This is a genomic window from Syntrophales bacterium (assembly GCA_030655775.1).
Lineage (GTDB): Bacteria > Desulfobacterota > Syntrophia > Syntrophales > JADFWA01 > JAUSPI01.
Window position 1 is genome coordinate 1 of sequence record JAUSPI010000245.1, and the last position, 17,593, is coordinate 17,593.

19 protein-coding genes and 1 riboswitch are annotated in these 17,593 nt (G+C 44.1%); of the genes, 11 read left to right on the forward strand and 8 right to left on the reverse strand.

What is annotated here, in order from left to right; translation table 11 throughout:
- Positions 1 to 253: 253 nt before the first annotated feature.
- Positions 254 to 485, forward strand: a riboswitch (cobalamin riboswitch).
- Positions 486 to 555: 70 nt separating this feature from the next.
- Positions 556 to 1,566, forward strand: coding sequence for an alcohol dehydrogenase catalytic domain-containing protein (locus tag Q7J27_13655; protein MDO9530184.1), 1,011 nt, complete (start codon positions 556 to 558; stop codon positions 1,564 to 1,566).
- A 24-nt stretch (positions 1,567 to 1,590) separates the two neighbouring features.
- Positions 1,591 to 2,718 carry an anthranilate phosphoribosyltransferase gene (trpD, locus tag Q7J27_13660; GenBank protein MDO9530185.1) on the forward strand — a complete coding sequence of 376 codons (1,128 nt, stop codon included), beginning with the start codon at positions 1,591 to 1,593 and terminating at the stop codon, positions 2,716 to 2,718.
- Between the two features lie 35 nt (positions 2,719 to 2,753).
- Here trpD and Q7J27_13665 read toward each other — a convergent pair whose 3' ends face one another.
- Positions 2,754 to 3,812, reverse strand: a complete 1,059-nt coding sequence (locus tag Q7J27_13665; protein MDO9530186.1) for a lipid A deacylase LpxR family protein — start codon at positions 3,810 to 3,812, stop codon at positions 2,754 to 2,756.
- A 156-nt stretch (positions 3,813 to 3,968) separates the two neighbouring features.
- Here Q7J27_13665 and Q7J27_13670 point away from each other — a divergent pair, with 156 nt between their 5' ends.
- Together Q7J27_13670 and Q7J27_13675 are read left to right on the forward strand one after the other, a co-directional pair.
- Complete coding sequence (locus Q7J27_13670) at positions 3,969 to 4,874, forward strand: DUF4384 domain-containing protein (protein ID MDO9530187.1); 906 nt, start codon at positions 3,969 to 3,971, stop codon at positions 4,872 to 4,874.
- 8 nt (positions 4,875 to 4,882) lie between these two features.
- The gene (locus tag Q7J27_13675) at positions 4,883 to 5,539 is read left to right on the forward strand and encodes a histidine phosphatase family protein (protein ID MDO9530188.1); all 657 of its coding nucleotides are present in this window, start codon (positions 4,883 to 4,885) and stop codon (positions 5,537 to 5,539) included.
- A 1-nt stretch (position 5,540) separates the two neighbouring features.
- Here Q7J27_13675 and Q7J27_13680 read toward each other — a convergent pair whose 3' ends face one another.
- From Q7J27_13680 to Q7J27_13690, 3 genes are read right to left on the reverse strand one after another with little or no spacing between them, the layout of a single operon-like run.
- Positions 5,541 to 6,194, reverse strand: a complete 654-nt coding sequence (locus Q7J27_13680; protein MDO9530189.1) for an HAD family hydrolase — start codon at positions 6,192 to 6,194, stop codon at positions 5,541 to 5,543.
- A gap of 16 nt (positions 6,195 to 6,210) precedes the next feature.
- The gene (locus Q7J27_13685; protein MDO9530190.1) at positions 6,211 to 6,741 is read right to left on the reverse strand and encodes a helix-turn-helix domain-containing protein; all 531 of its coding nucleotides are present in this window, start codon (positions 6,739 to 6,741) and stop codon (positions 6,211 to 6,213) included.
- A 12-nt stretch (positions 6,742 to 6,753) separates the two neighbouring features.
- Positions 6,754 to 7,068, reverse strand: a complete 315-nt coding sequence (locus Q7J27_13690; protein MDO9530191.1) for a DUF4258 domain-containing protein — start codon at positions 7,066 to 7,068, stop codon at positions 6,754 to 6,756.
- A gap of 270 nt (positions 7,069 to 7,338) precedes the next feature.
- Here Q7J27_13690 and Q7J27_13695 point away from each other — a divergent pair, with 270 nt between their 5' ends.
- Positions 7,339 to 7,617 (forward strand): type II toxin-antitoxin system RelE/ParE family toxin, encoded by a 279-nt coding sequence (locus tag Q7J27_13695; protein MDO9530192.1) that lies wholly within the window; start codon positions 7,339 to 7,341, stop codon positions 7,615 to 7,617.
- A gap of 9 nt (positions 7,618 to 7,626) precedes the next feature.
- The gene (locus Q7J27_13700) at positions 7,627 to 7,968 is read left to right on the forward strand and encodes a HigA family addiction module antitoxin (GenBank protein ID MDO9530193.1); all 342 of its coding nucleotides are present in this window, start codon (positions 7,627 to 7,629) and stop codon (positions 7,966 to 7,968) included.
- 193 nt (positions 7,969 to 8,161) lie between these two features.
- Here the strand turns inward: Q7J27_13700 and Q7J27_13705 are convergent, their stop codons facing one another.
- The gene (locus Q7J27_13705) at positions 8,162 to 9,094 is read right to left on the reverse strand and encodes a hypothetical protein (protein ID MDO9530194.1); all 933 of its coding nucleotides are present in this window, start codon (positions 9,092 to 9,094) and stop codon (positions 8,162 to 8,164) included.
- A gap of 314 nt (positions 9,095 to 9,408) precedes the next feature.
- The gene (locus Q7J27_13710; protein MDO9530195.1) at positions 9,409 to 10,215 is read right to left on the reverse strand and encodes a 4Fe-4S ferredoxin; all 807 of its coding nucleotides are present in this window, start codon (positions 10,213 to 10,215) and stop codon (positions 9,409 to 9,411) included.
- 448 nt (positions 10,216 to 10,663) lie between these two features.
- Between Q7J27_13710 and Q7J27_13715 the strand changes: the two genes are divergently transcribed.
- The 5 genes from Q7J27_13715 (at position 10,664) to Q7J27_13735 (ending at position 16,675) form a co-directional block, all read left to right on the forward strand.
- A complete protein-coding gene (locus Q7J27_13715) occupies positions 10,664 to 11,059 on the forward strand; it encodes a PilZ domain-containing protein (protein ID MDO9530196.1) in 396 nt (131 codons plus the stop codon).
- A 63-nt stretch (positions 11,060 to 11,122) separates the two neighbouring features.
- Complete coding sequence (locus Q7J27_13720; GenBank protein MDO9530197.1) at positions 11,123 to 12,583, forward strand: hypothetical protein; 1,461 nt, start codon at positions 11,123 to 11,125, stop codon at positions 12,581 to 12,583.
- Between the two features lie 202 nt (positions 12,584 to 12,785).
- Positions 12,786 to 13,052, forward strand: coding sequence for an AbrB/MazE/SpoVT family DNA-binding domain-containing protein (locus Q7J27_13725; GenBank protein MDO9530198.1), 267 nt, complete (start codon positions 12,786 to 12,788; stop codon positions 13,050 to 13,052).
- Positions 13,049 to 13,453: a putative toxin-antitoxin system toxin component, PIN family gene (locus tag Q7J27_13730; protein MDO9530199.1), complete on the forward strand. Its 405-nt coding sequence runs from the start codon at positions 13,049 to 13,051 to the stop codon at positions 13,451 to 13,453. Before Q7J27_13725 ends, Q7J27_13730 begins: the two co-directional genes overlap by 4 nt.
- A gap of 72 nt (positions 13,454 to 13,525) precedes the next feature.
- Positions 13,526 to 16,675, forward strand: a complete 3,150-nt coding sequence (locus tag Q7J27_13735; GenBank protein ID MDO9530200.1) for a type ISP restriction/modification enzyme — start codon at positions 13,526 to 13,528, stop codon at positions 16,673 to 16,675.
- A 26-nt stretch (positions 16,676 to 16,701) separates the two neighbouring features.
- On the opposite strand, the gene Q7J27_13740 is transcribed toward Q7J27_13735, so the two are convergent.
- Together Q7J27_13740 and Q7J27_13745 are read right to left on the reverse strand one after the other, a co-directional pair.
- A complete protein-coding gene (locus Q7J27_13740; protein MDO9530201.1) occupies positions 16,702 to 17,013 on the reverse strand; it encodes a HigA family addiction module antitoxin in 312 nt (103 codons plus the stop codon).
- A gap of 37 nt (positions 17,014 to 17,050) precedes the next feature.
- The gene (locus Q7J27_13745; protein MDO9530202.1) at positions 17,051 to 17,329 is read right to left on the reverse strand and encodes a type II toxin-antitoxin system RelE/ParE family toxin; all 279 of its coding nucleotides are present in this window, start codon (positions 17,327 to 17,329) and stop codon (positions 17,051 to 17,053) included.
- Between the last annotated feature and the right edge of the window lie 264 nt (positions 17,330 to 17,593).

Genomic DNA, 17,593 nt, shown 5'->3' on the forward strand with positions numbered 1-17,593 from the left:
GCCGAAATGTCCGTGTGCATACTCCCAATATCCGAGCTGCTTCTTCCTGGTTCAATCGACCTTCTGTCCATACACCATAAGCCTCTTCAAATCGCATAATCCGAATCTCCTGTAACAACTCTGTTCGTCTCATCGGCCACCCCTCCTGGTGACCCATTATAAACCGGACAGATTACGTGCTACAACTCCGGACAGATTACGTGCTTCTAACACAAGAACAAAAGCCATTGACATTATTTTGAGTGTATGATTTTATAACGTACATTTGTCAGGTGCCCTCATGTATATGGGAGGGTGAAAAGGGAAGGTGGTGAAAAACCACCGCATTGTGGCCGATGCTGTGATCCCTGTGTAACTTCACCGTGAAGGTCCGGGTTGCCGTATAGTGGTAGACCGGTTGAAAAGTCACTGGCCAGCGACAGCTGCCGGGAAGGCGAACGGTGAAAGGGAAAGCCAGAAGACCTGCCTGATTATCATACAGGAATGGTATGCCATAAGCCGCCTGGAACACTTAAGTAGTGAAGTGTTCCAAGCGGCTTTTTTATTGAGGTGCGTATGAAAAAGATATTGTTAAATGAAGATCGAAAACTTGAAGTTTTGGAGACGTCCCCGCCCGGAGTACCTCGTGGCGGTGTTCTCGTCTCGATGAGTGTAGCGGCCGTCTGCCGGACGGATCTTAAGATGTTTGAGTCCGGACAGAGAGATTTATCCCTTCCCAGGATACTCGGTCATGAAGGTGTCGGAGAGATAATAGAGAGTGATAATCCATCATTTGAGACCGGTGCCATGGTAGCCATATATCCCGGTATCTTTTGCGGAGAATGTGAACAATGCAAGAGGGGGATTACAGCTCAATGTCAGAAAATAAGGATATACGGCTTTAATGAAGACGGATTCTTCCGTTCAATCATCCCGTTTCATGAGGGGCAACTGCGTTCTCTTGTGCCTTTTCCAAAGGGTCTTGATCCTGAACAGGCAGTGCTTGCAGAACCTCTCGCCTGTTGCCTGAATGCTGTCAGAAAATTCAAGTCAGTAAAAAAAGAAAGAGCGCTGATTATAGGAGCCGGTGCTGTCGGGAGCATATTTGCCGCGCTTTTGAAAATGGAGAATTGGGGGGAAATAATCATAGCGGACATGAATCGGCAGAGGCTTTTGGATGAATTGCCCCGGGGTGTTAAGACTATCGATACATCAAGTTCCAGTCTTTTTGAGAGCTTAGATAATAAAAAAGTGGATTTGATTATTCCCGCCTGTCCTGATGGTCTCAAACTTCCCTTCTGGGAAATAATGAATCAGGGAGGCTGTGTTTCATTCTTTTCCGGAAATCATAAAGGTGATGAGTTGCTGCCGATCGATATGAATGCCGTACATTACAAAGAACTTACGCTCGCCGGCTCCTATGGCTGCAATATTGGAGATTTTCGCTCTGCGCTGAATATGCTGGCGGCGGAGCGAATCGATCTTACCTTTTTTCGGTTTTACAGGATACCGGTCGAAGAGATTTCGGATGGAATGGAGACCCTGAGCAGACAGAGTATTAAGAAAGTCATAATAAATAGATTTTAATTGTGTAAAAGGGAGGAAAATTTGATGGATGAACAATCACTTAGGTCATTCGGTCAGGTAATAAATTCGTTGATGGCAGGGGAAAATCTCACTCGGCAAATGTCCAGGGAAATGTTCTGCGAGATTTTAGCCGGACGTCAACCTGACATACACCAAGGGGCGGCGCTGGCTGCTCTCAGAATGAAGGGGGAAACAGCGGAGGAGATAGCGGGCTGTTTCGAAGCCATCTATGACGTGGACACAAATAAGGGGAGTATTGAAGGTCTACAGGTTGTTGAAAATTGTGGAACAGGCATGGACAGTCTCAAGACATTCAATATCAGCACCCTTTCCGCCATCGTATCGGCAAGTCTCGGTGTTTCCCTGGCACGACACGGTGCCCGTGCGATCACCTCTCGGTGCGGCACGGTTGACCTATGTGAAGCACTGGGCGTGGATGTGGAATGTGATGTAGATATGGTTTGCCGGTCAATTGAATCGAGTGGTCTCGGTCTTTTTAACGGAATGAGCCCAACTGTTCACCCAGGCGGTCTCGGAAGGATACTGTCTCAAATTAGATTTGGCTCCACTCTGAACATTGCCGCGTCGCTGGCCAATCCGGTTCTGCCTCGCATCGGTGTGCGGGGTGTGGGATCCCCTGAGCAGATTGAACCGGCAATAAACGTGATGAGACAAATAGGCTATCAAAAGGCGATAGTATTTCATGGGTTTGATCGAGACGGCGACAGGGGCATGGACGAGCTTTCAACGCTTGGGGTTTCCAGACTTGCTATTCTAAAGGAGAATGGAGAAACAGAATTTCAGGAAATTAGACCGGAGGATGTGGGCCTGCCCCGCGGTAATTACGAAGAAATAAGGCCGTATGGCAGCGTGGAGGAAGAAGCTGTTGATGCCGTCAAAACCCTTGCAGGAAGGGGAAACAAGTCACGGACAGAAATCGTTGCCCTCAACACGGCGGTTATTCTCTGGATAGTCGGAAAATCATCCTCCCTCCGGGAAGGTGTTGATATTGCCTTGAAGGAGATTATGTCGGGAAAACCGTTAACCAAATTACTTGAGTGGGTCAGGGTTCAAAACAGAAATCCTGATGAGGGTATTGGGAGAGTCATGACGCTTTCCGATAAAGCGGATATACATTATATTAACCATTAAAGGAAAAACTCGGCATTTGACCTCGTAATTGCTGCTTAAAACGTAAAGGAAAAAGTGATCGAACCGAATGTGTGCTCTTTCTCCTGTTCTCTGAATTCTTTTGTACGGAACACCTGGGCATAGGACAACTTAAAACGATGAAACATGATACTTATTCCAGCGGCAATGTCAGCAACGAAATGCTTCTTGTCAACGCTGTGACTGTCCGTAAACGTGTTCCCATCCAGAAAGATATCCCGTAGAACGGCACGACCATCTATGGAAGTAAAGAAATGCAAACTGAAACCGCGAATCCCAAAGAAGCGGGGATCCTGTTCATCGACAGGGGCACCCGTATCGCCAGCCGGTCGAATTAAAGACACTCCGAAATCCCGGGGGATATTCCACCCAAAGCGGGCCTCGATCCCGGTATTTGCATATGTAGATACATTACCCACTGAACAGCCCAGATGTGTAATAGTATCAAAACCAAGCCCTGGTTTGGCTTCCAAAAGTCGCCATTTGCGTTCACAAATAATGTTCAGGCCTGGTTCGTTCTTCAACTGATTATCCCAGCCATTTGGACGATTTATTCCCCGTGCACTATGGACAAATTTCTGTGTCTGTTCAGTAAATGATTCGGGTCCCACAATACCCACTTGGAATTCAATGGAGTCCAATCGTCGATCATTCTTGCTATGAAACGCAATACCAAAATAAGTCCATCCGGCATAGGGTCTATCATATTCGATTAAGTCCTTCTTGGAAATGTCCTCAGGGGTGTACATATTTTGACCGATTGACAGGACAATATTGCGTTGTAAATCCGGTTCATTGATGAAAGGAAGACTATGAACCAGAGGCAAACTCCAGCCAGGCAATTTTCCGCTCTCTTCATAGTTAGCCAAATCGGGAGAAATCCAGGATAATTTGGTACCGTTTGTATAATGTTGGTCGGTATGCGTAAAGAGGTCGTTCTCAAAATAGATGCTGAATGTCCATGCCTTTTGGGACTCTTCGGGTTCCTGAGCCTGTACTTGAAAAACAAAAGAAATGAAAGTTATGACGAAGAATACGGCAATTTTCGTTAAGAGGACCCTTTTACTCAAATACATGGTTAACGATGATTTCCTTTCTGTTGTTGGTTCTATCACGGCGGATGGGGAACTTCAATTATAATACATGACCTTTAGTTTTTTGGTCGGTTATGATATACACCAGGTTACGTTAATCAAAGGACACCAAAGAGAAAAATCGTGGGGAGGAAACAGATGACAAACAGTATTCGAATCGGCGGGTGTTTTATTATTTTTTTGTCCCTGTTATTTTTGACAGTACCACAAAACGTTTGCGGCCAGGATATCCGGGCCGTTAAAGTTGTGCCTGATCAGGAAAAACGCTCTTCCATACATGAGGTTGATGGTTATGCCTATCTTTCAGAGAACATGACAATGTCCCAGATACGGGCAGCTGCCTTTGCTACTGCCAAGAGACAGGCGCTGGAAGCCGCAAAAACCTATATCAAGGCGAAAACCAAGGTCAAAGATTTTCAGGTCGATTACGACATGATATGGTCCAATGCGGAAGGCGCTGTCACGGTTCTTGAACAGAAAGACCACGGTGTGGTGGGGAATAACCGCTACCATGTCTGGATCAAGGCTGAAGTTTTGTATGATATTAAGCCTAAGAAACCTGAAGGTCACCAGACGGCAATCATGGACAGCGATGCGCCGCTTACCGTAAAAGTCTGGACTGAGAAAAAGCACTACGGGACGGGTGAAAATATCAGGATCTTCATTCAGGGGAACCGTGACTTCTATGCACGGATTGTGGATGTTACATCGAGTGGACAGATTATTCAGCTCCTCCCCAATGACTATCGTAAGATAAACTTTTTTAGGGGTGGAGAAGTTTACACAATTCCGGACAAAGGAGACCAGTTTGATTTGCAAGTTGTGCCTCCGTATGGTGAAGACCACATCGTGGTTTATGCCAGCGAGGTGCCTCTGGGAGAGGTAGCCATGAATTCGGTCGGGCAGGGGCTCAGACAGTATCGTGGGTTACAGAAAAATCTGGCGGCGCAGACACGCGGTATCAAAGTAACAGGGGGCGGTATTGACCCGGACAGTGGCGCGGAATTCTACGAGGCTACCTGGACACTCACTACGAAGAAGTAAAAATATTTATGGAAAAGAAAATTACAACCGAACTTATAGTGGTGCGTCATGGCGAGACCATCTGGAATGAAAAAGGTCTGATACAAGGACACCTGGATACCGATCTCAGCCCGCTCGGAATTCGCCAGGCTGAAGCGATTGCAGAAAGATTGACAGAAGAAAAGGTTACAGCTATATACAGCAGTGACTTGAAGAGATCGTATAAGACTGCAGAATATCTTGCCGCTAAAACAGAACATAAAATAATTGCTGACAGCAGATTGAGGGAAAGAAGCCTGGGCATCTTCCAGGGCCTCTCAATGGATGAGGTCAAGAGAAAATATCCCGACGAATTCAATCTCTATGAAACGGCTGGTCCTGATTACGTTGTCCCTGAAGGAGAGAGCAGGAGACAACAATTCGAACGTGCAATCGAGTGCATCAAAGAGATTGTAGGGCGTCATGCTGGTGGGCGTATTGTTGTTGTGACCCACGGGGGAGTGCTCAATGGCCTGTTTCGATATGTCTTCGATATTCCTATTTCAGTGCCTACAAGATTTAAACTCTTCAATGCGAGCATAAATACATTTTCCATTGAAAACGGCACATGGCTGCTGAGCACATGGGGAGACGTCAGCCATCTTCAGGATATCGGCGTATCGGTGAAATGGATAGATGGTGATTGAATTACGGTTCCAATGTCAGGAGTTCCATCGGCTGCTCGATCAATGCCTTCGCACCGTGTTTCCGTAGTTCATCTGGTGGTCGAAACCCCCATAGCGCTCCTACCGGGAACATTTTAGCATTAATGGCCGTTTTCATGTCAACCCCGGTATCCCCTAAATACAAAAATCGTTCCGGTGAGATGCCGAGATTTTCAGCTATTTCGTGAGCACCGCGTGGATCAGGTTTTTGAGGGATTCCATCACGCTGACCAAGTATCATTTCAAAGCTCCAGTTGGGGAGGAGTTCATTGACACAGAGTTTGGTAAAATCATCGGGTTTGTTGGAAAGTATTGCCATCTTAACCCGCTTGACGGTAAGTGCATCGAGGAGTTCCGGTATGCCGGCATACATCCTCGTGTTTACATTCCAACTGCGGCTGTAAATTTCACGAAACACCTTTATACATTCCGCTATGGTATCATCATTTCGCTTCTCAGCAGGCAGTACACGCGAGACAAGCATGGTTACCCCGTCACCGACAAAGTAGCGATACGCGTCTACCTCGTGCGCGGGGAAACCGTATCCTGTCAGCATACTGTTTGCCGAGTTGGCGATATCCTCCAGTGTATCAAGGAGTGTCCCATCGAGATCGAAGATTACGGCTTGAAAATGCATGTTTTCTTTCTCACCTTCAAATACAAGCTTTGCTGAAAAACGGTTCTTTGGAGGGCATAAGCCACTCGTTGGCGCTTATTTCAATTTTCTTCTTATCTTTGGCTTTCCTGGGGACAATGCTGCGTGCGAAACGGATGCCTTCGTGCAACACCTTTCCTGCTGTATCTTCGGCATTCAGGACATACGAAAGTCTGAGCTGCTTATCGTGAACCCTGGAGATATTACCCCGGGAATTCTCCCATTTGGAATAAGTTTCAGGAGCCACTGATAAAAGTTCTGCCATTTCCTTGCTCTTCAGGCCGAGTTCCTTTCTGAGAAACCTGATTTCTGGTCCCGTCAATTGTTCCTCTTGACACACTATGTTTCTACCTATCAAAAGGTGAAGTTCCTCAACCTTGGGAATCTCAGGACCGCCTTCGCCGCACTCGATGCATTTATACTGGATTATTCCATACAGATACACATTGTCCAGGCCGCATTCCACATAATTATATGACTTATCCTTGATAACCTGTAACTTCCCCTCACAATTCCAACAGGTCTGCATTTCTTTCCTCCCTTATTCCATTCCTCCAAGAACTGTAACAATAACAAGCAATTTCCTGTTCACTATTGCTACAACTACGGTTCCTTTATGGCCTTCTATATCTTTGCCATGTACGTGATATTTGTGTTGACCGTCTGGGTTTTCTTCCCTTTTTCTAATTTTGCCGTGCTTTAGAATATGGAATACATCTCGCATCGTGTAATCCCTTTCTTTCATTTGCCCCCTTGCATGTGTTGAAGGGATAACGCTCCCGTATTGTGAAATTTTTCTGATAAGCTTTTCTGCTTCTTTGAAGGACAGCGGTTCCATGTAATTCCTAAATCCCATAACTAACATGCCTTTGTCAAGGGAAAACTTAATCTTAAGTTAAGATAATAGCATATATAAGTAGTGTCGGCACTTCTTTCTTAACCTTAAATTAGGTCTACGGTTACTTTAACGCCCTTGCCTTCAGCTAATGCTTTTGCTAAGGGGGCAGAGTTGGGGACGTCCGTGAAATGTTGATATTCTCATCGACATCTTGGCATAACCAATCATTCCACTCTCATTAACTATAATCCGCTTGACATATTACGGATAACGTAATACTCCTTTCATATGATTAAATCATTTTCTTGTCGGGACACTGAAAAACTATTCAACGACAAGCAAGTGCGACGTTTTCAATCTTTTGAGCGGCAGGCAAGAAAGCGGCTAATGGTTTTGCATGCCGCTCCGAGCTTGGAAGCATTGATGCTAAACCCTGGAAACAAATTTCATGCCCTGGGAGGAGATAGAAAGGGGCAATATGCTATCAGCATCAACAAGCAGTGGCGCGTTTGTTTTGAGTGGCGTGATGGCAATGCTTACAACATTGAAATTATTGATTATCATTGAGGTATAAATATGGATGCAAAAAAACTTCTTGAGCCAATTACACCGGGTGAAATACTGCGTGATGATTTTATGAAACCGATGGGCATCAGTATAAATCAGCTTGCGCGAGATCTTGCTGTTCCGCCCAATAGAATAAGTGAGATCGTTAACGGTAAACGGGCCATCACAGCTGATACCGCTCTCAGATTGCAGCGCTATTTTCGTATAGAAGCACAGTTTTGGTTGAATCTTCAGTCTGAATATGATCTGAGGATGATGAAGCGTAAAATTTGGCCCGACATTGAGCGACGAATTATTCCAGCTCAAAACGGAGTGAAGTCACGTTTGGGACATCGAGCAGAAGGGGCATAAAACTGCCCCCCCCCCTTAGAGACTGTATCACAATAGGGTGAAATGTCATTCCGAACGAATGTGAGGAATCTTAACATTTTAAATTTATTAAGCATTAAGATTTCTCGCTTTGCTCGAAATGACAAAAAAGGGAATTATGACACAGTCTCTTAGGGAGGTTAAATCAAAGCCGGGCCCTCTGGGGTCGGCTTTTTTACTGTAACATCCTGACGAATCGTACCCTCGGGTCCAGCCTTTTCAGGCCTGCCTTTTGGGCTAAATCGATTGCTGCCTGGAATTCTCCAGCGGTAATACGGCGATTGATGATGATATCATCTTCTGCCTTGTAGCATGGCCGGTACTGATCCATCACGTTTACATAGGTATTCACAGATATCTCATCTGCCAGGAATTTCATCACCTCTTCGGTATTTGCCGCATCGTTGGGCATGACGAGGTGACGCACCAGTAAACCTTTTACGGCGACTCCACCCTCATTTATCTCGAGATCTCCTACCTGACGGTGCATCTCACGAATGGCATCTGCCGCTTTTTCTCTGTAATTGGGTGCACTGCAGAACTTTTCAGCCCACTTTTGATCCCAGAATTTAAAATCGGGCATATAAATATCAAAGATACCATCTAGGATCTTCAGAGTTTCTACACTATCGTATCCGCCGGTGTTATATACCAATGGAACATTAAGGCCTTGCTGTACGGCAATATAAAGGCCTTCCAGCATCTGAGGGACGACATGTGTGGGTGTCACAAAGTTTATGTTATGGCAGCCGCCTCTGGCTAAAGTGACCATCATTTTCGCTAATTGTTCCGGTTCTACCTCGACACCTTCCGCTAAATGGCTGATATCATAGTTCTGGCAGAAAGAGCAGAGCAGATTGCAGGAGCTGAAAAAGATGGTTCCCGAGCCGGACCTTCCAACCAGAGGTGATTCCTCTCCGAAGTGGGCATTGTAACTTGCCACTTTTGCCCTTCTCTCCGTTCGACAGAATCCGGTTTCACCGGAGAGGCGATCTACAGCACATTCACGTGGACACAGACGGCAATCCTTCATCAAATGGACAGCCTGATCAATACGATCTTTAAGTTTCCCTTCTCTATATAACCTCAAATAGGATGGTTCTCTCATCTATTACCTTCTATATTTGCACATCAACCGGGCTTCAAACAGAATGGCCTTAATTATAAATACTTTTGAGAATTTAACAATTCTTGTTATTCCTTTGTGTCAAATTTGTTGGGATGATCTTTTTTGTCTGCCAACTGGCAGGATTGCTTTACTCACGTGGATATCCCCATCTTAGGCAAAATATAAGCCTGGAGAACAAACCATATGGCAACCACTGCAATCAGGATCAATATTCCTTTCATAATGTATATACATCCATCATAATTTTGGCATTCAAGGAAAAGATAACCCTCTTTCCCTTTCACTGGCCGATACTAAGATTGTTTAACCGGAGCCGACATAACGGGTATCTCGCCAGGCTTCAAAATCGGGCTTGCTTTCCGCTCTATGATTTTCCCTCTTGTGCTTAGAATCACTTCTTCTATGGGTATTTCCTTGCCCGCTGCCTCGATACCCTTCTTTATTATCATGGGAAGGCCGGAACAGCAGGGAACCTCCATAACAACAGTGGTAACGCTTTTGATGCCTGCAATCTTGAAGATATCGGCAAACCTCTTTATGCAATCCTGGGTATCATCAAATTTCGGACACCCCATCATAACCACTTTCCCTTTTAATAGGTCACTGTGAAGAGTGGGGAAGGCGACGGCGCTACAATCTGCCAGGATAAGAAGATCGGCTCCTTTAAGAAATGGAGCTGTTGCGGGTACAAGTCTTATCTGCACGGGCCAGTGGGTAAGGGCAGATTCGCTGCTCTCTTCGATATCGGCAGGTTTAATTGCTTCCTGACAGTATACAGGCGCTGCAAATGTCTGAATGTTAGTCGAGGGACATCCGCAAGCCATAACAGGTATCTCCTTGCCCTTGTTGCCTTCTTTTTCTGCGAGGTATTGTTCCACTGCCTCTTCATCAAATTCGTCTGCTTCCCGCTCGATTATTTTTAGAGCTCCGGTTGGGCATTCGCCCACACAATCACCAAGGCCGTCACAATATTTGTCTGCAACGACCCGCGCCTTGCCGTCTATAATCTGCAGAGCTCCCTCAGCACATCCGGGCACGCACATCCCGCACCCGTCACACAACTCTTCGTCAATTTCGATTATTTTTCGCAGGACTTTCATAATATCACTCTTTACTTTCCGGTATTTGTTTTCAATTTATCCCATAGTAGAAAGCATTGCCTTGATTTATGTTAAGACTATATGACAATTTTATTGCAAGTAGCAAGCGCATAAAAAAGTGTGTTGACCGGGAGTCCCCCCCCTTTTTTATACTTTTCAGATGATTTGGTATCGGGTTATTTGTCACAACAAGTTAAACAAGGACAAGAATAACCCCCTTTTTTTATTGCAATTTTTCATAAATCGAAATATTATTAAAACAACTTTCAACCAATAATCAAAAACTAAGCGTAATTTTGGTGGATAAAGAGGAGATTGAATATGGACTGTGGATTGATTATTGAGGGGGATGAGAGTTGGATGCCGGAGAGTTGAAAAAGAGGACAAAAGAGTTTGCCCATCCATAATCATAAATCAACGATCATAAATCACAGAGGAAAACATCGTAATGGTACAGGATGTTGAGAAGAGAAGAGCTCGCCGGTTTGAGATACCCGGCGGAAAAGTGAGATACAAAAAAACAGGGCTACTTATTTTAGTCAAGGGTTTTTCAAAGACATACCATGTGGTGAACGTGAGCAAAGGGGGACTCGCTTTAGTGTGCGATGAAGGGCTTGACCGGGGCGAGAAAGTAATGGTGCAATTACTGGCTCCGAACGAAAAGCCTTTGAATCTGCATGCGCGGGTGCGGTGGCGAGGGTCAACGGACAGCGGTGATATGCTCCTTGGTGTCGAATTCATGCCGTTTACCGGCCGCAGAGGTCATAACTCGCTTGAAGCGCTTGACGTACTCAGGAGGCTCGACGCGCAGTACGGAAAGGAAAAGGAAGAGGAAGAGGATTAAAACACATCCCAAAAAAATCTTGCCTGTTTGGTTCCGGCTTGTCCGGCTTAGGAGGATTTTTAAATGAGGAAGATCATCAGAGTCTTTGGGTTTACAGCCCTGATTTTTTTTACAACACTCCTGTGTGTAGCCGATTCAAGCCAACAGGACAGGTACAAAGCAGTGCCGGGGCTCATAGACCTGCGATCCACACTCAGCGACGGAGCGCATACTGTTGAGGAACTGGTACAGATAGCCCGTTCGAGGGGATTTAATATCCTGTTTATCAATGACCATGATCGGCTTGCCCTATCCTATGGAGTGCCCCCTTTCAGAAAAATACTGAGGTATAAAAAAGAGTTTCCCTCAATAATGACACACGGGCCTGAAAAATTTCTTGAGGAAATCAGCAGGATATCGGAAAAATATCCTGATATGATAATCATTCCGGGTTGCGAAACATCAGCCTACTACTACTGGACCGGATCATGGTTTAAAAAGAATTTAACGGTTAATGAATATGACCGAAGGATCCTTATTATGAACTTCAACAACCCTGATGATTATAATCTTATCCCAAACCTGCATAATAAATTATCCCTTAAATATACTAAAAAATTGCTTCCCTGGGCTATAATATTTATAGTTCCCCTTTTTATAGGTTTTATGCTCTTAAAGTGGCAAAGGGGTTTTTCACCACTTATAGGTATACTGCTTATTATTTTTTCAATCCTTGCTGTTATCAATTACAACCCTTTCAGAAGTTCTATGTTTAACCCCTATGCGGGGGATCAAGGTATCGCGCCATATCAGGAATTGATCGACTATGTTAACGAGAAGGGGGGGCTCTGTTTCTGGAACTACATAGAACAAATGTCCGGCATCAGGAAATATGGCCCTATCAATGTCAACACACCTCCATATTCCCAGGTCCTCTATCAGTCCAGGAATTATACCGGTTTTTCCGCCATCTACGGGGACAACATCACGGCAACGGATCCGGGGAAAGAATGGGACAGGGTCTTAAATGAATATTGCCGGGGTGAGAGGACAAGACCCGCATGGGGAATATCAACAGCGGACTTTCACGAAGATGGTCGTGCGGGTGAAAAACTGGGGTGCTTTCCGACCACTTTTCTGTTGAAGGAATTTTCCAGGAAAGGCGTGTTAGAGGCCATGGAGAAGGGCCGCATGTATTGTTCCAGGGGTGATAGCCGGGTCTGGCCAAGGTTGGATTCCTTTAACGTTTTTGGAAAAGACGGCAGAAAGACCTTTATGGGAGAAACGCTGACCACCGCCCATTTCCCGATCATCAAATTCAGTATCTCTTATACTACCGAGAAAAAAACCCCAATAAATCTCTTGCTTATCCGAGGGGGCAAACTGATACATACATTTAAAGGTGAAACTCCCATGGAAGTAGAATATGTAGATAAGGAAGCGCCGCACGGGAAGATGACCTATTATCGTCTGATGGATGCAAGAAAGCATTTAACCTCTAACCCCATATTTGTTACATATAATCCCACTTCTTTAAGTGATTAGAAGTAACCAACCATTACGCTGGGTATAGAAGCGTCTTTCAAAGCCATCTTATTCCCTCAAAAATAGATCAGGTCTACACTCTTGACTGCCCCCTTAAACCCTCGCTTTCCATGATCATAATTGATTTAAAAGGCTTGCATTCCGAAGATAGAGGTCATATAATCTTACCAGTAAGATAGCATAAATCATAGGGAGGCATATTATGGCAAATGTATCAACAACAAAAATGTCCTCTAAAGGACAAGTTGTTATTCCCGAAAACATACGGAAACAACTCAATTTAAAGGCTGGCGCTCAATTTGTCGTTGTCGGTGAAAAGGACGTTGTTATTCTTAAAAATATAGCTCCGCCATCACTTGATGAATTTGGCGGCCTTATTGCTGAGGCCAGAAAAAAAGGTAAACAAGCCGGAATTAAAAAATCTGATATTGGCGATGCCATATTAAAAGCCAGAAGTAAAAAGAAATGAGAATTGTCCTTGATACAAATGTGTTCATATCCGGGATATTTTTTAGCGGTCCTCCTTCTCAAATCCTCAAAGCTTGGGAAAAAGGCAGTTTTAAAATCTTACTTTCGCAAGACATCCTTGATGAATACCATCGTGTCGCTCATGAATTATCATCTAAATTTTCCTCTATCGATATATTGCCAATTATTGAAATGGTTACAGTTCACGGACAATTTGTTGATACTAAAGATTTGGATATCGTCATATGTGAAGATCCTGACGACGATAAATTCATTGAATGTGCCATTGCAGGCAAATGCAGAATAATTATCAGCGGGGATAAGCATTTATCAAAACTGTCAGGATATCAAGATATTAATGTTTTGAATCCACGGAATTTCGTTGAAAGGTATTTAAAATAAATCAAAAGCGAACCAGTCAGTTTAACTGACAGCAAGAGCCGGTGTCTTTTTTTGTAAATTCAGGTGATCTGAATGCTGAAATCATATCTTAAAAACATATTTCAAATTGCCAATCAGGGTGATGCCAGAGAAGAAAGCTATTATTCGACCCTTGAGTCATTGCTGAAAGAAGCGGCCCAATCCTTCGGCAAACGAAAATTTCACATTACAACGCTCCCCAAAACCACCGAGGCGGGCAATCCTGATTTTCGAATCTGGGACGGCAAGCAGCATATTGTAGGGTATATTGAAGCCAAAGCTCCCACTGTTGAGAACCTGGATTCAATAGAACATTCGGAACAGTTAAAACGATACAGGAACACCTTTCCAAACCTGATACTAACCAATTTTTTTGAGTTCAGGCTTTATCGTAACGGCATACTGGTCAATAAGGCATTAATAGCAAGACCTTTTATCGTGCATAAACTAAAAACGGTTCCGCCTGTTGAAAAAGAACCTGATTTTCTTAAGCTGATTGAAGAGTTTTATTCATTCTCCCTGCCTAAAGTTTACAATGCAAAAAATCTGGCAATAGAGCTGGCCAAACGCACGAGCTTTTTAAAGGACGAGGTGATCGCTGAGGAACTGGCAGAGGAAGAAAAAACCGGCCAAGGCTTTATCCACGGATTTTATGAAGCGTTCAGGCAGTTTCTAATCAGCGGTCTCTCAAAAGAGGACTTTGCCGATCTGTATTCCCAGACAATCACTTACGGCCTGTTTGCCGCCCGCATGCGGTCAAAGAACGGTTTCAACAGAAAACTTGCCTATGACAATATCCCCCCCACTATCGGAATATTAAGAGATGTTTTCAGGTTTATTTCGCTTGAAGATGTTCCTGATCAAATGGAATGGATTATTGATGATATCGCCGAAGTGTTATTAGTGGCGGATGTCAACAAGCTGCTTCAGGACTATTTTAGAGAAGGCAAAGGAAAAGACCCCGTCGTTCATTTTTATGAGACCTTTCTTGCCGAATATGACCCGAAGACCCGCGAAAGAAGGGGTGTGTATTATACGCCAGAACCGGTTGTCTCCTATATTGTGCGTTCGCTTAACCATGTTCTGAAGGATCGTTTCGGCAGAGTTGACGGCATGGCAAGTGATACCGTTACGGTGTTAGACCCGGCATCCGGAACGCTTACCTTTCTGGCGGAGGCGGCAAAACTGGCGGTTAATGAATTTACATCAAAATACGGAGATGGCGATAAGGAAGGTTTTATCAAGGAGCATATCCTCAAAAACTTCTATGCCTTTGAGCTTATGATGGCGCCTTATGCGGTGGGTCATTTGAAGATGTCTTTTCTTCTTGAAGAACTCGGTTACAAACTCAAAAAAGAGGACAGGTTTAAACTCTATCTGACAAGCACCCTTGAGATGGAAGAACTTGAACAAACCAGCCTGCCCGGTATGGCCTCCCTTTCCGAAGAATCGCATTTGGCCGGGAAAGTAAAAAAAGAGCAACCTGTTCTGGTAATAATGGGGAATCCCCCGTATTCCGGTCATTCGGCAAACAAGGGAAAATGGATAGACCAATTGCTGAAGGAGGGTTATACGCATAAAAACGGCATAAAAGATGACGGATATTACCGGATAGACGGTAAACCGCTTGGAGAAAAGAATCCGAAATGGCTGCAAGACGATTATGTCAAATTTATACGTTTCAGCCAGTGGAAAATAGATCAGGCAGGCGAAGGAGTTCTGGGTTTTATTACCAATCACAGCTATCTGGACAATCCAACATTCAGAGGAATGCGCCGGTCGCTGATGAACAGTTTCGACGAGATATATCTGCTTGATCTTCACGGCAACAGTTTGAAAAAGGAAAAATGCCCGGACGGTTCGAAAGACGAAAACGTATTCGACATACGCCAGGGAACTGCCATTGCACTCTTTATCAAGAAAAAAGACAGGAACGGTGAAAACGGCAAGAAGATTTTTCATTCGGAAATATGGGGGCTGCGAAAGGAAAAATACGACCGGCTTATCCGTAATGATATTACAACAACTAAATGGCAGGAAATAGCTCCCAAATCAGAATTTTATCTTTTTGTTCCCAGAGATGAAAGGCTGCTGGAATTGTATGAAAGCTCGCCTAAGATAACGGATATCTTTCCGGTAAACAGCGTGGGTATTGTTACTGCAAGGGATAAATTTGTTATTGATACAGACAAAGAAGCCCTCAAGCGGCGCATCAGGATGTTTTGCGATGAAAAAATACCGGATGAGTTGATAGGCGAATCATATAAACTCAAGGATAAAGCCAACTGGAAGCTAAAGACAGCGAGGGAAAAAGTAAGAAATGATAAGGACTGGGAAAATTCCTTTACTCAGGTTTTATACAGACCCTTTGATATTCAATGGATTTTTTATCACGATGTCCTGGTTGAAAGATCAAGAAGAAATGTCATGTGGCATATGTTGCAAAAGAATTTATCATTATCTTTTATGAGGCAAGTCTCGCTAGAAGAAAATTATTCACATGTTTTGATAAGCCAATATATAGTTGATAATAGAACATTCTTAAGCAGTAAAGGGATAACTCAACAGGCGCCTCTTTACCTCTACCCAGATCTCGATAAAAATGACCTTTTCAGCCAAACGAAAAGCGCCGGAGAAAAACAGTCCAATATCAGCGAAAAAATATTTTCCGCTTTATCCGAAGCCTACAAAACAAAGCTGACCCCTGAAGATATTTTCTACTACATATACGCTGTTTTCTACTCCAACACTTACCGCGCAAAATACGCTGAGTTCCTGAAAACGGACTTTCCGAGAGTACCGTTTACGAAAGACGAACGCCTTTTCAGAAAATTAGCCGAATACGGCAAGCGTCTCGCTGACCTGCATCTTATACAATCACCTGAGCTTGATTCCCCGGTTATAAAATTCCAGGGAACAGGAGACAAGAGAGTTGATAAAATCAAATATGACAAAAAGGCTGAACGCGTTTACATCAACAACGATCAGTATTTTGAGGGATTGGAAGAAAACATATGGCAATACCGGATCGGCGGCTATCAGGTCTGCGATAAATGGCTGAAAGACAGAAAAGGCAGGATGTTGTCTCTGGAGGATATTAAACATTACTGCAAAACAGCAACAGCCATTGAGCGTACGATCAACATTCAGAAAAGCATCGATGAAATATATGATGAAGCAGAAAAGGAATTGATCGGTTTTTAAAAATTATGTGTCCTTCGAATTTCGTTTCACCCCAGTGCATCTTTAAGACGAGGTACTGCGTGTACATCCATCCATTCCCTTGAATCGTGCATGGCATGCCACAGATCATGGTTGGCCTGGAGGTTCAGCCAGAGTGACGGGGTCGTATCGAACGCCTTGGAAAGCCGAAGCGCCATATCAGGCGTCACTGATCCACGGCCGTTCACAATCTTCGAAGCAGTTTTTCTGGACACGCCGAGAATGTCCGCCATTTCGCTGATGGTCAGTTTTAGGGGTTCAAGATAATTCATCCGAATAATTCGTCCGGGATGGGACGGAGCTCTTTTTCTATCTCTCATTTTACTCACCCTCTCAGATATGTAGAGTGTTATTGGTTTAATGATAATCTTCGTATTTTACTTTGTAAGCATTTCCTTTTTTGAATACAAAGGTTATCCGCCAATTCCCGGATACATCAACAGCCCACAGATCTTCTTTTTTGGGCTCCAGGCGATGTAAATTAGAGCCTGGATAACTCATATCTTTTATATTGGCGGCTGCGTCGAGACGGTCAAGTATCGTTTCTAACCGTTCAGAATGTTTAGGCTGAATGCTTTTTTTGCTGCCGTCATAAAAGAACTTTTCAAGCCCCGGGTGCGAAAAGGATTTTATCATTACGAAGACATCTCTTTTTATACACATGCGTACTGCTGTAAACCACAAGAGAACTGTAACCCTTGAGGTAACATAGGTCAAGATGTTTTTTACCCTGCGAGTCACCGGTATTGCATACACATGGCGGAACTAATTGGGGACGGGTTTACATTTTTCTAAAAAGGCAAAATCTTGTCTCTGGATGATATTAAACATTACTGCAAAACAGCAACAGCGATTGAGCACACGATCAACATTCAGAAAAACATTGACGAAATATATGAT

Excerpts from the sequence above, each read along its gene's own strand:
- Q7J27_13655 (MDO9530184.1), top strand. The coding sequence starts at position 556 with ATGAAAAAGATATTGTTAAATGAAGATCGAAAACTTGAAGTTTTGGAG.
- trpD (MDO9530185.1), top strand. The coding sequence starts at position 1,591 with ATGGATGAACAATCACTTAGGTCATTCGGTCAGGTAATAAATTCGTTG.
- Q7J27_13665 (MDO9530186.1), bottom strand. The coding sequence starts at position 3,812 with ATGTATTTGAGTAAAAGGGTCCTCTTAACGAAAATTGCCGTATTCTTC.
- Q7J27_13670 (MDO9530187.1), top strand. The coding sequence starts at position 3,969 with ATGACAAACAGTATTCGAATCGGCGGGTGTTTTATTATTTTTTTGTCC.
- Q7J27_13675 (MDO9530188.1), top strand. The coding sequence starts at position 4,883 with ATGGAAAAGAAAATTACAACCGAACTTATAGTGGTGCGTCATGGCGAG.
- Q7J27_13680 (MDO9530189.1), bottom strand. The coding sequence starts at position 6,194 with ATGCATTTTCAAGCCGTAATCTTCGATCTCGATGGGACACTCCTTGAT.
- Q7J27_13685 (MDO9530190.1), bottom strand. The coding sequence starts at position 6,741 with ATGCAGACCTGTTGGAATTGTGAGGGGAAGTTACAGGTTATCAAGGAT.
- Q7J27_13690 (MDO9530191.1), bottom strand. The coding sequence starts at position 7,068 with ATGGGATTTAGGAATTACATGGAACCGCTGTCCTTCAAAGAAGCAGAA.
- Q7J27_13695 (MDO9530192.1), top strand. The coding sequence starts at position 7,339 with ATGATTAAATCATTTTCTTGTCGGGACACTGAAAAACTATTCAACGAC.
- Q7J27_13700 (MDO9530193.1), top strand. The coding sequence starts at position 7,627 with ATGGATGCAAAAAAACTTCTTGAGCCAATTACACCGGGTGAAATACTG.
- Q7J27_13705 (MDO9530194.1), bottom strand. The coding sequence starts at position 9,094 with ATGAGAGAACCATCCTATTTGAGGTTATATAGAGAAGGGAAACTTAAA.
- Q7J27_13710 (MDO9530195.1), bottom strand. The coding sequence starts at position 10,215 with ATGAAAGTCCTGCGAAAAATAATCGAAATTGACGAAGAGTTGTGTGAC.
- Q7J27_13715 (MDO9530196.1), top strand. The coding sequence starts at position 10,664 with ATGGTACAGGATGTTGAGAAGAGAAGAGCTCGCCGGTTTGAGATACCC.
- Q7J27_13720 (MDO9530197.1), top strand. The coding sequence starts at position 11,123 with ATGAGGAAGATCATCAGAGTCTTTGGGTTTACAGCCCTGATTTTTTTT.
- Q7J27_13725 (MDO9530198.1), top strand. The coding sequence starts at position 12,786 with ATGGCAAATGTATCAACAACAAAAATGTCCTCTAAAGGACAAGTTGTT.
- Q7J27_13730 (MDO9530199.1), top strand. The coding sequence starts at position 13,049 with ATGAGAATTGTCCTTGATACAAATGTGTTCATATCCGGGATATTTTTT.
- Q7J27_13735 (MDO9530200.1), top strand. The coding sequence starts at position 13,526 with ATGCTGAAATCATATCTTAAAAACATATTTCAAATTGCCAATCAGGGT.
- Q7J27_13740 (MDO9530201.1), bottom strand. The coding sequence starts at position 17,013 with ATGAGAGATAGAAAAAGAGCTCCGTCCCATCCCGGACGAATTATTCGG.
- Q7J27_13745 (MDO9530202.1), bottom strand. The coding sequence starts at position 17,329 with ATGATAAAATCCTTTTCGCACCCGGGGCTTGAAAAGTTCTTTTATGAC.